The sequence below is a fragment of the Flavobacterium sp. genome, from assembly GCF_050696275.1.
Taxonomy (GTDB): domain Bacteria; phylum Bacteroidota; class Bacteroidia; order Flavobacteriales; family Flavobacteriaceae; genus Flavobacterium.
In genome coordinates this window covers 1-13,213 of sequence record NZ_JBOGUT010000024.1, presented here as the reverse complement: position 1 = coordinate 13,213, position 13,213 = coordinate 1, and the positions used below count along the sequence as shown (strand labels likewise).

At 36.9% G+C, this 13,213-nt stretch carries 12 protein-coding genes; 11 read left to right on the top strand and 1 reads right to left on the bottom strand.

Translation table 11 applies throughout. The annotated features are described in order from the left end of the window. Positions 1 to 12: 12 nt before the first annotated feature. The 8 genes from hemE (at position 13) to ACRDEC_RS12345 (ending at position 5,544) form a co-directional block, all read left to right on the top strand. Entirely contained in the window at positions 13 to 1,038 is a 1,026-nt protein-coding gene (gene hemE / locus ACRDEC_RS12380) for a uroporphyrinogen decarboxylase (RefSeq protein WP_431498668.1), read from the top strand. Positions 1,039 to 1,044: 6 nt separating this feature from the next. After that, the gene (locus tag ACRDEC_RS12375; RefSeq protein ID WP_431498667.1) at positions 1,045 to 1,389 is read left to right on the top strand and encodes a 5-carboxymethyl-2-hydroxymuconate Delta-isomerase; all 345 of its coding nucleotides are present in this window, start codon (positions 1,045 to 1,047) and stop codon (positions 1,387 to 1,389) included. A 24-nt stretch (positions 1,390 to 1,413) separates the two neighbouring features. After that, the gene (locus tag ACRDEC_RS12370) at positions 1,414 to 1,944 is read left to right on the top strand and encodes a GNAT family N-acetyltransferase (RefSeq protein WP_431498666.1); all 531 of its coding nucleotides are present in this window, start codon (positions 1,414 to 1,416) and stop codon (positions 1,942 to 1,944) included. Then, positions 1,934 to 2,836: an oxygen-dependent coproporphyrinogen oxidase gene (gene hemF / locus ACRDEC_RS12365; protein ID WP_431498665.1), complete on the top strand. Its 903-nt coding sequence runs from the start codon at positions 1,934 to 1,936 to the stop codon at positions 2,834 to 2,836. Before ACRDEC_RS12370 ends, hemF begins: the two co-directional genes overlap by 11 nt. Before the next feature lie 20 nt (positions 2,837 to 2,856). Beyond that, a complete protein-coding gene (gene hemB / locus ACRDEC_RS12360; protein WP_431498664.1) occupies positions 2,857 to 3,849 on the top strand; it encodes a porphobilinogen synthase in 993 nt (330 codons plus the stop codon). Between the two features lies 1 nt (position 3,850). Beyond that, positions 3,851 to 4,231 (top strand): c-type cytochrome, encoded by a 381-nt coding sequence (locus tag ACRDEC_RS12355; RefSeq protein ID WP_431498663.1) that lies wholly within the window; start codon positions 3,851 to 3,853, stop codon positions 4,229 to 4,231. A gap of 53 nt (positions 4,232 to 4,284) precedes the next feature. Continuing rightward, complete coding sequence (locus ACRDEC_RS12350; RefSeq protein ID WP_431498662.1) at positions 4,285 to 4,755, top strand: methylated-DNA--[protein]-cysteine S-methyltransferase; 471 nt, start codon at positions 4,285 to 4,287, stop codon at positions 4,753 to 4,755. Positions 4,756 to 4,830: 75 nt separating this feature from the next. Then, complete coding sequence (locus ACRDEC_RS12345; RefSeq protein WP_431498661.1) at positions 4,831 to 5,544, top strand: 3'-5' exonuclease; 714 nt, start codon at positions 4,831 to 4,833, stop codon at positions 5,542 to 5,544. A 53-nt stretch (positions 5,545 to 5,597) separates the two neighbouring features. On the opposite strand, the gene ACRDEC_RS12340 is transcribed toward ACRDEC_RS12345, so the two are convergent. Beyond that, positions 5,598 to 8,546 (bottom strand): S8 family serine peptidase, encoded by a 2,949-nt coding sequence (locus ACRDEC_RS12340; RefSeq protein WP_431498660.1) that lies wholly within the window; start codon positions 8,544 to 8,546, stop codon positions 5,598 to 5,600. A 299-nt stretch (positions 8,547 to 8,845) separates the two neighbouring features. Here ACRDEC_RS12340 and ACRDEC_RS12335 point away from each other — a divergent pair, with 299 nt between their 5' ends. From ACRDEC_RS12335 to ACRDEC_RS12325, 3 genes are all read left to right on the top strand, one after another. Then, on the top strand, positions 8,846 to 10,285 hold the full coding sequence (locus tag ACRDEC_RS12335) for a nucleoside recognition domain-containing protein (protein ID WP_431498659.1): 1,440 nt from the start codon (positions 8,846 to 8,848) through the stop codon (positions 10,283 to 10,285). A 148-nt stretch (positions 10,286 to 10,433) separates the two neighbouring features. After that, positions 10,434 to 11,366 (top strand): leucine-rich repeat domain-containing protein, encoded by a 933-nt coding sequence (locus tag ACRDEC_RS12330; protein WP_431498658.1) that lies wholly within the window; start codon positions 10,434 to 10,436, stop codon positions 11,364 to 11,366. Between the two features lie 92 nt (positions 11,367 to 11,458). Beyond that, the gene (locus tag ACRDEC_RS12325) at positions 11,459 to 13,060 is read left to right on the top strand and encodes a fumarate hydratase (RefSeq protein ID WP_431498657.1); all 1,602 of its coding nucleotides are present in this window, start codon (positions 11,459 to 11,461) and stop codon (positions 13,058 to 13,060) included. The last annotated feature ends 153 nt before the right edge of the window (positions 13,061 to 13,213 follow it).

The following is a 13,213-nucleotide window of genomic DNA, read 5'->3' as shown; positions in this document are numbered from 1 at the left end:
ATAAAAGAAAATATGATTAAAAACGACCTTTTTTTACGCGCCTTAAATAACGAAACAGTAGAACGTCCTCCAGTTTGGATGATGCGTCAAGCAGGTAGATATTTGCCAGAATTTAGAGCATTGCGTGATAAGTACGATTTCTTTACTCGTTGTGAAACACCAGAATTAGCAGCAGAAATTACGGTTCAACCGATTCGAATTGTAAAGCCAGATGCTGCAATTTTATTCTCAGATATTTTAGTAGTGCCGCGTGCAATGGGAATTCACGTGGAATTGAAAGACAATTTGGGTCCAATTATTCCAAACCCTATTCGTTCTATGGAAGATGTGAATAAAACATTCGTTCCAGATGTTCATGAAACGTTGGGTTATGTTTTTGACGCCATCAAATTGACCAAAGAAATGCTGAATGATGAAGTGCCGTTAATTGGTTTTGCTGGTTCACCATGGACTATCTTTTGTTATGCTGTAGAAGGAAAAGGTTCAAAAAGTTTTGATGTTGCAAAAGGATTTTGTTTTTCAAACCCTGTAGCAGCGCATACTTTATTGCAAAAAATCACCGATACTACTATTTTATATTTGAAAGAAAAAGTAAAAGCCGGGGTAAATGCTGTTCAGATTTTCGACTCTTGGGGAGGCATGTTATCTCCTGTTGATTATCAGGAATTCTCTTGGAAATACATCAACCAAATTGTAGAAGCTTTGGCAGAAGACACTAAAGTAATTGTTTTTGGAAAAGGATGTTGGTTTGCTTTGAATGATATGGCAAAATCAAAAGCTTCAGCATTAGGAGTAGATTGGACATGTTCTGCAAGAAACGCACGTTATTTAACAGGCGGAAAAATTACGCTACAAGGTAATTTCGATCCATCAAGATTATTATCACCAATTCCAACCATCAAAAAAATGGTTCATGAAATGATTGACGAATTCGGAAAAGACAATTATATCGTTAATTTAGGTCACGGAATTTTACCTAACATTCCTGTAGATCATGCGAAAGCATTTATTGAAGCCGTAAAAGAATATCAAAAATAAAAAAATATGCCACATTTCATCCTAGATTGTTCATCTGATATTCCTTTATTAAAACAACCCATAGAAATACTTCAAGAAATATATAATACTGCTGAAGAAACGGGCTTGTTTACAACAGGAGATGTTAAAGTTCGATTGAATCCTTTTACCGACTATATTGTAGGAGGTAAAAAGGATAGTTTTATTCATGTTTTTGCTTATATTATGGAAGGAAGAACCACGGAACAAAAGAATAACTTATCTAAAAAAATAGTTTCTAAATTAAAATCCATGTTTCCAGACATTCCTATTATCTCAATTAATATTAAAGATTTTGAAAAATCAACCTATTGTAATAAGACAATGGTGTAACAAGGTTTAAATTTCTTATCGTGCATGGAACAAGATTTTATCATTAGTCCTTTAATTGAACACGATGCAACTGATTTGCATCGGTTTGTTGTTGACAATAATGAAAGACTACGTTATTATTTCCCAAAGACGATTGCGAGTAATTCGTCATTGGAAAAATCAATCGAATACATTTCCATAAAAGAAAAAGAGATTCAGGAAAAGACCAATTTTACGTTTGCAATTCGTGAAAAAGAATCTCTAAAAATTGGTGGATTAATCATCATTAAAAAAATCGATTGGTTCAAAAAGCAAGGTGAATTTGCCTATTGTATTGGTTCGCAACACGAAGGAAAAGGACTGACCTCTTTTGCTGTAAAACAACTTTCAACCTTCGCTTTTGAAGAATTAGAATTAAAAACACTTCAAATTATATCTCATAAAGCGAATTTCGGAAGTGTAAAAGTAGCTGAAAATTGTGGTTTTGTTTGGAAAGCGACACTGCTAAATGAATTCACTCCTACCAATGAAGAACCATTAGACATGGAATTATACGAATTATCCAATGAAAAATAAATTCTATACCTACATACAAAACCTACAAGATCAAATCGTTGCAGGATTAGAAGCTATTGATGGTCAAGCGAAATTTCGAGAAGACATCTGGGAACGTCCTGAAGGTGGCGGAGGAAGAACCCGTGTTATTGAAAATGGTGCGGTTATCGAAAAAGGTGGTGTGAATATTTCTGCCGTGCACGGTAAATTACCGGAAGCCATGCAGACTTACTTTAACGTAGGTGATGTCGATTTTTTTGCCTGTGGACTGAGTTTGGTCATTCATCCTAAAAACCCAATGGTACCAACTGTGCATGCCAACTGGCGCTATTTTGAAATGTATGATAAACCAGGAAACACCATCAATTCCTGGTTTGGAGGAGGACAGGATTTAACTCCTTATTATTTATTTGAAGAAGATGCCAGACATTTTCATCAAACCTGTAAAAATGCCTGCGACAAACACAATCCGGAATTTTATCCGAAGTTTAAAAAACAATGTGACACTTATTTTTGGAATGCACATCGTTATGAAGCCAGAGGTATTGGCGGATTGTTTTTTGATCATTGCAAAGCAACCGAAGAGATGTCAATGGAAAACTGGTTCGATTTCGTTTCGGAAGTAGGCAATAGTTTTCTGGAAGCCTATGTTCCCATTGTAGAAAAAAGAAAAAATATACCTTATACTCCAGAGAATAGAACCTGGCAGGAAATTCGTCGGGGCCGCTATGTCGAATTCAATTTAGTTCATGACAAGGGTACTTTATTCGGATTGAAGACCAACGGAAGAATGGAGAGTATCCTGATGAGTTTGCCGCCTCATGTGCAATGGGTTTACGATCATCATCCGGAAAAAGACAGCGAAGAAGAAAGATTAGTTCATATTTTAATGAATCCGAAAGACTGGATTTAATTATCAAAAACAACAATATTATGTTCCCATTACACAGAGGTAGAAGATTAAGAACAAACGAATCCATTAGAAGTTTGGTTCGTGAAACAACACTAAGCCCATCTGACTTTATGTTTCCCATGTTTATCGCAGAAGGAGAAAATGTACAAGTGGAAATTTCTTCCATGCCTGGAATTTATCGACGCTCCATTGATTTAACGGTAAATGAAGTGAAAGAAATATATGCTTTAGGAATCCGGGCCGTCAATATTTATGTGAAAGTAAGCGAAAACCTAAAAGACAATACGGGCAAAGAAGCCTGGAATCCTAATGGATTGATGCAGCAAGCTATAAAAGCGATCAAAGCCGCTTGTCCGGAAATGATTGTAATGCCAGATGTCGCTTTGGATCCTTACTCTATTTATGGACATGACGGAATTATTGAAAATGGAGATATTGCTAATGATGCTACCAACGAGGCATTAGTAAAAATGGCTGTTTCCCACGCTCAGGCAGGTGCAGATTTTGTGGCGCCGAGTGATATGATGGACGGTCGTGTATTGCGATTGCGTCAAGGATTAGACGCTGCCGGTTTCCATAATGTGGGAATTATGAGTTATTCTGCTAAATATGCTTCTGCTTTTTACGGTCCTTTCCGTGATGCCTTAGACAGCGCACCTGTAGATGCTACTGAAATTCCTAAGGATAAAAAAACGTACCAAATGGATTATGCCAACCGCATCGAAGCTATTAAAGAGGCTTTATCAGATGTGGAAGAAGGCGCTGATATGGTGATGGTAAAACCGGGTATTGCCTATCTGGATATTGTTCGTGAAGTGAAAAATGCAGTACATGTTCCTGTGACGGTTTTTCATGTGTCTGGTGAATATGCAATGATTAAGGCCGCCGCCGAAAGAGGATGGTTAGACCATGATAAAATCATGATGGAACAGCTAATGTGTATTAAACGTGCCGGCGCAAGTCTTATCTCAACCTATTTTGCAAAAGAAGCCGCTATTTTAATGAACAAATAAAATGAAAAGAATTGCTATTGTTTTTTTCATATTGACACTGGTATCCTGTCAAAACGAAAAAAAAGAAAAAGAATCATTATATCCGGAAACCGAAACAATTCAAACACCTCAACAACTGGGACAGGAAATATTTGATGGAAAGGGAGTTTGCTATACCTGTCACAAACCGGAGACCAAAACAATTGGTCCAAGTTTGAAAGACATTGCCAAGATTTACAAAGCAAAAGGCGGAAACATTGTTGAGTTTCTACAAGGCGATGCAGAACCTCTGGTAGATCCCAGCCAGTTTGAAGTTATGAAAACGAACTTTGCCATAACCAAAAACCTTCCTCTGGAAGAGCAAAAAGCTTTGGAAGCTTATATTCTGAGTCATCTGAACTAAAATTAAGTCATCTCCGGATGGCTTTTTTTGTGTAAAATAATTACATTTATCCTATGAAAACAGTGTTTATAAACTCTCCCTTAGGAATCACAAAAATAGAAGGCGATGAAAATGGAATTTCAGTTATTTCGGTTTTATCGGAAGGAGAAGTGACTGCTAAAATTCCTTCGGAACTCAAAGAAGCTGTTACACAATTACAAGATTATTTCGACGGAAAAAGAACTGATTTTAATTTTAAACTCAATCCGAAAGGAACCGCTTTTCAGCAAAAAGTCTGGCAGGAATTACTCAAAATTCCCTTTGGAAAAACCATGTCGTATATGGATTTATCCAAAAAACTAGGTGACGTTAAAGCAATTCGGGCTGTGGCTTCCGCCAATGGAAAAAATCCTTTATGGATCGTTGTTCCCTGTCATCGCGTTATTGGATCTGACGGTTCGCTTACTGGTTATGCCGGTGGTTTATGGCGTAAAAAATGGCTGTTGGAACATGAAAATCCAACAACCCAGCAAAGTTTGTTTTAAAATAGTTTAAACCGGATTCCTTAGTTTCGTTTCAATTCTTTACATTCGTAGCTTAACCGCCAAAATGATTAGAAAATGATAGAAAAAATCCAACTGGAAAACATCCTGTTTTTAGATATAGAAACGGTTCCTGAACAAGAAAACTACACCCACCTAGATCAGGATTTACAGTATCTTTGGGAACAAAAAACCCAATACCAGCGCAAAGACGATTACACTCCTGAAGAATTTTATGACCGTGCCGGAATTTGGGCAGAATTTGGCAAAATTGTCTGCATTTCGGCAGGCTATTTCACCATCAAAAGAGATATCCGGAATTTTAGGGTTACCTCTTTTTTTGGCACAGAAGAGAAAATCCTAAAAGATTTCAGCAATCTGATTAACAATCACTTCAATCAGCCCCAACATATTTTATGCGGGCATAATGCCAAAGAATTCGACTTTCCGTTTATTGCCCGACGCATGATTATCAACAGCGTAGTAATCCCTCAAAAATTGAATTTGTTTGGGAAGAAGCCTTGGGAAATTCCTCATCTGGATACTATGGAATTATGGAAATTCGGTGATTATAAAACCTTCACTTCACTAAAACTATTAACCAAAGTGCTTGGCATTCCTTCACCAAAAGATGATATCGACGGCAGTCAGGTGGGATATACTTTTTATGTTGAAAAAGACATTGACAGGATCATAACCTATTGCGAAAAAGATGTTATTGCAGTAGCTCAGGTTTTGCTGCGTTTTAGAAGAGAGGGACTCTTAATTGATGATGAGATTATTCATATTTAGATAAAAAAAGGCACCGTAAATCGATGCCCTTTTTTTATTAATTCTTTTAAATATTATTTATTCAAAACAATTTTCTTTGTTGCTTTTTTACTTCCGTTTTCTACCGTAAGCAAATAAACTCCATTTTGTAAATGATCAATGTTTACATTTCCTGTTGTAAAACTAACTTTTTTAGTAAAAATCTGTCTTCCTTGAATATCATGGAAAGAAAGTGTTGTTACGCTTTCCTCAAGATTTTCCCCTAAATCAATACTTATTGTTCCTTTTGTTGGATTCGGGTAAACTTTCAATCCTACAATTTCATTTTCGTTTACACCAAGTGATGGAGATACTTTACAAATACTCAATCCGAAACCATTCACAACTCCACCGTCACCATTGTACGGATCTTCAACGTGTAAAGTCCAGATACCATCAGCCACTAATCCGTTAAGATTACCTAAAGGCTCGTTAGGTATTACGTTTCCTGAAACTGAAGGATTTCCTGAACATGCAGGAGCCAATCCTGAATCATCAACAACACAATTAATATTGTCATTGTCTCCGCAAGCTTCCCTGAAAAGATACACAATAGGACTTCCAATAGAAGCCGGCCCTTGAAGGAATATTGTCATATCCTGAATATACGTATGCGTAATATTTAGATTTACGTTTAAATCCCCAACTGTTAATCCTCCTGTAACAGTTACTGGAACTGTTGCTGATGCATCAGCTGTTGTGGCAATTGTTGCGTTACTGAAATCCGTTGCTGTAAAGTTGAACCCGCAAGTTAAAACTCCTGTCTGGAAATTTCTCACCGTGGCTGCTGCAGGAAGTCCGTTTCCACATCTGTTTGAAGGAGTTACTCTCCAATAATAATAGGCTGATTGATTTAAGCCTGATAACTGAAATGAGTTTTCAGTTTGAGTAGCATTTGCAATTATATTTGTAAAATTAGAGTCTGTTGCAACCTGAACATTAAAAGTTTCTGCATTAGCATTATTAGCCCATTTTAATATAACTGATGTTGAAACTCCAGTTTGCCCATTAGCAGGTGTATTCAAAACAGTAGGTTGGAAAGTACTGTTATAAACTTTTAATACTCTGTATCTGGTTTCTGTTTCTGTCCCATTGTTTCCTAAAATACCAACGTTATATTCTCCAGGAACGATACCTGACAATCCTGAGATGGTCATCGAAACATTTCCGTTTGCATTTAAAGAAGTTGGGCTAAATACTGCATTTGCTCCAGCTGGTAATCCAACAGCACTAAAGTTTGTTGTTCCTACTCCAGTTTGTTTGTATGCAAATGTATACACAGCATTTTGTGTCGAACAAACTGTCAAATCTGAAGATGTAGAGTTTAATGAAAAAGAAGATGTTATTCCCGTAACTACTAATGAGTAATTCTGCTTCGTTCCGCCTTGAAGAATTCCTTTATGAGTGATGGTAATTGTATAATCACCAGCAACTGGAGCATCAATTTTAACCTGTTCAACATTATCTACATTATTGTCTCCCGTTCTGATAGCTTCTGCCGTAACATCTGCATCTAATTTCCATGGAAAATAAGTTGTTGCATTTCTCGTTACTCTGATATCTAAATCATTGACTAAAGCAGGAGTTGCATCATTTATTGGTCTTTCACCAGCGTTTACTACACCCGGTACATCAGTCCATGTAATTGATGCCATTAAAGGATTAACTCCATCTGACTTAACATTCATAGTATATGTTTGTCCTTGGTTTAAGACTTCTTCCGAAACCCAGCTCGTTAAACCATTACCCGTTAATGTTTGAGCTGCTTTTTTTGCATTTAGCAATCCCCATCCAAAAACAGCATCCGGACCAACATTTCCAGCTTCATCAGCAGTATGGCAAGCCAATCCTTTTAAGGTAGCCGCTTTCATAAAATTGTTCGTCAAATTTTTATAATGCTGTTGAAGCAATAATATAGTTCCGGCAACATTAGGACTCGCCATAGAAGTCCCGGTCATTGTAGTTGTTGCAGTGTTACTAGTACTATTACATGATAAAACCGCTGTTCCGTTACCTGTAATATCCGGTTTGATTCTTCTATCATCAGCCGGTCCTTGGCTACTTGATGAGTTAATTTCAACAGGAGCTGTTAAGTTTCCATTAACATCTACTGAAGCATCTTCAGCATTTGCAACAACAAGATTGTTTTTAGAAACTTTATTTCCTGTTAATTTATCAAAACCAAAAGCAGCTGGATCAGTATTATCGTCTAAACCATTATTCCCTGCAGATACAACCATTAAATAGTACGGCGACAAATAAGCCACATCGTCCCATTCGTACGATTCCGCAGAATATGTTCCAATATACCATGGTGAAAGCGGAACGCCAGTTCCACTGATAATTGGCACTCCGTAAGAATGGTTTGAAATTAACATTCCTCCCTGCACTTCATCCAATGCCTCAGCAGAGTCATTTGTCCAGTTAAACGTTCTAGCATCAGCCTGCCATGCCATCCCTTTGGTAGCAGAAGCTGTATTTGTAGCCATAATAGTTCCGGTAACGTGGGTAGCGTGAGCCACATAAGTTGTCCCGGCAACATCGTCAACTGTAGTTACACGATTCGTAAATAAGTTATGAGTTCGCCTAACAGTTCCTCCATCCCATACTCTGGCAACCAGTCCTTGTCCGTTTAAAGTCAAGCCAAGACTTCCTCCGGTATTTAAATGATTTGCTCTGGTTGATTTTGCCGCATTAGCGTTGTCTGTAGAATAATACAATGGGAAACCGTCTGGGGTCAGTTTCATCAACTCCATAAAACCACCGTTTTTACTTTTAACAGTTAAAGGCCAGTTGTTGATTTTAGCCTTTTCAATGGCATTTTTCTTTTCTATTTCACCTTTTTTAAGATAAAATTCTTTTTGTGCTTTAATTTTTTTTAGATCATAATTCTCTGTGATTCTCTTCGCTTCTTCCTTAGTTTGAGCGAAAACAGACAGTGATGATGCCAAAAAAACAACACTTAAAAAATAAAATTTTTTCATTCTCAAGTCATTATGTTAGTTAAGTGCGCCAAATATACATTTTTATGACCTTATTAATTGTTAAGACGCAAATTAATTTACTAATATGTATCTGTTTTTTAATGGTTTACTTAACATTTTATGATTATAATGTGTTTTTTATACGGTAATTCAGTAATATTCTGTTTTTTAGCTGGTTTCAAATTTCTTTTGTTAAATTATTTTATTGGAATGAATTTAAGGAAAAACAGGAAAAGAGCTGTAAAAAATTATTTCATTGCAAATGCTATAAATGTTACATTTACGAAAAAAACAGATTTATGGTATTAAGTAGATTTTGGCTGGCTATTTTTATTTCTTCAATTGTATTTGTTATAATCAGCTTGTTCGTAGGCAATACTTATACTATTGATTTTATATTAAATGGAAAAAAGGACGATCCTGTTTTAATTTCCGAAAAATACATGAATCAACTGCCTGTTTTTATTAAAGACAGCATTGATAAAGCCCCTGAAAAAACCTTTATCCTAAATACCGATCTTTCAAACCCTGATACCACTTACGTTTTCAGTAACAAAACAGTAAAAATATACAGCGGTATACAAAAATCTGACGGCCTTTTGCCCACCTGTAAAAACAGTCTTCTTGATTTGATTATTCCATTGATTGCCTATCTGGCGTTTTTCTGTGGCATCATGCAATTATTAATCGACTCCGGTGCTTCGGAAAAATTAGCAAAAAAATTGAGCCCGATGTTTTTGAAAATTTTCCCAACAGTACCTAAAAACCATGAATCCATTTCTTATATGACATTGAATTTTGCGGCTAACTTTCTGGGTTTAGATTCTGCTGCCACTCCTTTTGGATTGAAAGCAATGCAAAGTTTACAGGAATTGAATCCGGATAAAGACAAAGCCAGTGACGCCCAAATTATGTTTATGTGCCTGCATGCTGCCGGATTAACACTAATACCGACTTCTATCATTGGTTATCGCGCTGCCCAAAATGCCAGCAACCCTGCAGATGTTATGTTGCCATGCATCATCACTTCTTTTGTAGGTACTATTGCCGCTTTTTTAATCGTCGGGATCAAACAGAAGGTCAATTTTAAAAGTGCTTCCCTTGTGGTTGCTTTAATTACTCTGGTTGCAGCTATTGTAGGCTTGCTGTTTTATATTAATCATTTGGATCTGATTGGCAAAAACTTTTTCACTTCTAACCTTTCCGGTTTGATGCTGGTAGCTATCATTGCCTTTACCTTACTGTTTTCTTTCTTTCAGGAGAAAAAATTCACAGAAAAGAACACCACTATTTTTGATGCTTTTGTTACAGGAGCCAACAATGGTTTAAAAACAGGAGTTACCATTTTCCCTTATGTTATGGGTATGTTAGTGGCTATTTCCTTTTTCCGAAATAGTGGCTTATTTGAAATTATCAGCAATGGAATTTCCTTCCTTTTTTCAAATATCGGAGTGAGTAAACAAATCACCGATTCTTTACCAGTTGCCATGCTCAGACCATTCAGTTCCGGTGGTTCACGTGGTTTTATGATAGATGCCATGCGTAATTTCGGACCGGATTCATTTACGGGAAGGTTGAGTTGTATTTTCCAATGCAGCGCTGAAACTACCTTTTATGTTATTGCGGTTTACTTTGGATCCATCAATGTTAAAAACACCCGTTATACACTTACCACGATGCTTTTGGTAGATTTAATATGTGTGATTACTGCTATTTTTATAGCAAGCTGGTTTTTTTAAAATTTAAAGAGGACGCAGGCAAAGGGAATTATTTGCCTTGCCTCTCCAATTAATTTTACATAAATTTAAAAGTCATTTGAATAGTTTTTGAAATATGATTTCTTTATTTGTGAAAGATTGTTATTTTTATCGCCCCAAATAATTACCTATGATTAGCCTACAAAAAACACTTGCAATTGTACTCGTAAGTTGTGCGTTCTTATCAGCAAATGCACAAGAAGCGGAAAGCCGTACAATGAACGACATTATGAATTGTTCAAATCCTGAAAAATACAAGGAACTTAATTTGAACAACAGAAGTCTTACCAAACTGCCGGTAGAAATCGGACGTTTTGTAAATCTTGAGAAGCTTTGGTTAAACTACAATGACCTTCAGTCTTTGCCGATTGAAATAAGTAAGTTGACCAAGCTGAAAGAATTGTACCTGAACAATAATTTATTTCTGCGTTTTCCATTGGAAATCACCAAAATCACCAGTTTGGAAAAAATTGAAATCCAGAAGAATAAAATTGAAGCTGTTACGATCTCTCTTGGAAAACTTGGCAAGCTGAGAAAACTGAATTTAAGTTATAATAAAATCGATGTTCTTCCTGTTGAAATTGGCAATTTGGTTAACCTGACCGATCTGATTTTATTTGACAACAAGATCAAAGAAATACCAACTGAAATAGGGCAACTAAGCAAAATAAAGGTTTTAAATCTGGAGAAAAATGCCATTGGTGCATTGCCTGTTGAAATTGGTAACCTAACCAATCTGACCGATTTGAATCTTAAAAACAACATGCTTCAAGCCATCCCTTCGGAAGTTATGACCCTTACGAGCCTGAACAGTCTGGTTCTTGATAAAAACCAGCTGAGAAAACTTTCGGCAGATATTGGCAAACTGACCAATCTTACCGTATTGGATCTGGATGAAAACCAATTCCGGACATTGCCGCAGGAAATTGTTAATTTAGTTAACCTTAAAGAATTATATCTGGGCGCCAACCCTTGGACGAATTTCCCGGAAACAGCATTGCCTTTCATTGAAAAACTGGAATTCGGGCAGTCTGAAGTGGTAAAAAAATTAATTAAAAAATAGCGCAACCTGATTTGTTTCAATAATGTAAAAGCCTTTCAAACAGGCTTTTCTTATTATTTACTATCTTTGCCAACCAAAATTATTACACTCTGATGGATTTTATATACCAAGACCCGTATCCTATTTTAAAAGACGATACACAATACCGAAAAATTACTTCCGATTTCGTAAAAATGGAAAAACTGGGAGATCGTGAAATTCTGACTGTAGATCCAAAAGCATTGGAATTAATGTCTCAGGAAGCCATGAAAGATGTTTCTTTTATGTTACGGACTTCGCATCTGAAGAAACTAAAAGCTATTTTAGACGATCCAGAAGCCACAGACAATGATCGGTTTGTAGCCTACAATCTTTTGCAAAATGCGGTCGTAGCCGTGGAAGGCGAATTACCTTCCTGCCAAGATACCGGAACAGCTATCGTAATGGCAAAAAAGGGAGAAGGCATATACACCGGAGCCGATGATGCCGAATGGTTATCCAAAGGGATTTTCAATACCTATCAGGAAAGAAATTTGCGTTATTCACAAATTGTTCCGATTTCGATGTTTGAAGAGAAAAATTCGGGATCTAACCTTCCGGCGCAGATTGATATTTATGCCAAAAAAGGAAATTCTTATGAGTTTTTATTTTTAGCCAAAGGAGGAGGTTCTGCTAACAAAACTTTTTTATACCAAAAAACAAAATCGTTATTAAACGACAAATCAATGGACGAATTCGTCCGTGAAAAAATAAAAGATTTAGGAACTTCGGCTTGCCCACCGTACCATTTGGCTTTAGTCATTGGAGGAACTTCTGCGGAAGCGAACTTAGCTGCCGTAAAAAAAGCATCAGCAGGTTATTTTGATCATTTACCAACTTCAGGAAATATGGGAGGCCAGGCTTTCCGTGATTTAGAGTGGGAAAAACGAGTTCAGGAAATTTGTCAGGAAAGTGCTATCGGAGCGCAATTTGGCGGAAAATATTTTACCCACGACGTCCGTGTTATTCGTTTGCCGCGCCATGCTGCTTCCTGTCCAGTCGGATTAGGAGTATCCTGTTCGGCAGATAGAAATATTAAAGGGAAAATCACCAAAGACGGTGTTTTCGTAGAACAATTGGAGCAAAATCCTAAGCAATTCTTACCGGAAACCGCACCTCATTTGGAAGATCCTATTGAAATCAATCTGAACAGACCAATGAAAGAAGTATTGGCTGAGTTATCCAAATACCCGATTAAGACCCGATTGAAACTGAACGGCACACTAATTGTAGCACGTGATATTGCCCATGCCAAAATAAAAGAATTGCTGGATGCCGGAAAACCGATGCCGGAGTATTTTAAAAACCATCCTGTTTATTACGCCGGACCGGCAAAAACACCAGAAGGAATGCCTTCAGGAAGTTTTGGACCAACAACAGCCGGACGTATGGACGTGTATGTTGACGAATTCCAGGCGGCTGGCGGAAGTATGATTATGCTGGCCAAAGGAAACCGTTCGGCAGATGTAAAAAATGCCTGTAACAAATACGGCGGATTCTATTTAGGATCTGTTGGCGGACCAGCAGCGATTTTAGCCAAAGAAAATATTCTTTCTGTTGAAGTAGTTGATTTTGAAGAACTCGGAATGGAAGCTGTTCGGAAAATTACCATCAAGGATTTCCCTGCTTTTATCATTACCGATGATAAAGGGAATGATTTTTTTGAGAATCTATAATGATTATATTATAATCAAAAAGCCCTGCAAATGCACTGCCCCCAAAAAGTTAGACACTATTTGGGGGTATTTTTATGGAAAGAAAAGTCAAGTATAATTTTGCATTAAAGCTTGAATGTGTAAAATTAGTTGTTGAACAACATCATTCATGCG

Excerpts from the sequence above, each read along its gene's own strand:
- hemE (WP_431498668.1), top strand. The coding sequence starts at position 13 with ATGATTAAAAACGACCTTTTTTTACGCGCCTTAAATAACGAAACAGTA.
- ACRDEC_RS12375 (WP_431498667.1), top strand. The coding sequence starts at position 1,045 with ATGCCACATTTCATCCTAGATTGTTCATCTGATATTCCTTTATTAAAA.
- ACRDEC_RS12370 (WP_431498666.1), top strand. The coding sequence starts at position 1,414 with ATGGAACAAGATTTTATCATTAGTCCTTTAATTGAACACGATGCAACT.
- hemF (WP_431498665.1), top strand. The coding sequence starts at position 1,934 with ATGAAAAATAAATTCTATACCTACATACAAAACCTACAAGATCAAATC.
- hemB (WP_431498664.1), top strand. The coding sequence starts at position 2,857 with ATGTTCCCATTACACAGAGGTAGAAGATTAAGAACAAACGAATCCATT.
- ACRDEC_RS12355 (WP_431498663.1), top strand. The coding sequence starts at position 3,851 with ATGAAAAGAATTGCTATTGTTTTTTTCATATTGACACTGGTATCCTGT.
- ACRDEC_RS12350 (WP_431498662.1), top strand. The coding sequence starts at position 4,285 with ATGAAAACAGTGTTTATAAACTCTCCCTTAGGAATCACAAAAATAGAA.
- ACRDEC_RS12345 (WP_431498661.1), top strand. The coding sequence starts at position 4,831 with ATGATAGAAAAAATCCAACTGGAAAACATCCTGTTTTTAGATATAGAA.
- ACRDEC_RS12340 (WP_431498660.1), bottom strand. The coding sequence starts at position 8,546 with ATGAAAAAATTTTATTTTTTAAGTGTTGTTTTTTTGGCATCATCACTG.
- ACRDEC_RS12335 (WP_431498659.1), top strand. The coding sequence starts at position 8,846 with ATGGTATTAAGTAGATTTTGGCTGGCTATTTTTATTTCTTCAATTGTA.
- ACRDEC_RS12330 (WP_431498658.1), top strand. The coding sequence starts at position 10,434 with ATGATTAGCCTACAAAAAACACTTGCAATTGTACTCGTAAGTTGTGCG.
- ACRDEC_RS12325 (WP_431498657.1), top strand. The coding sequence starts at position 11,459 with ATGGATTTTATATACCAAGACCCGTATCCTATTTTAAAAGACGATACA.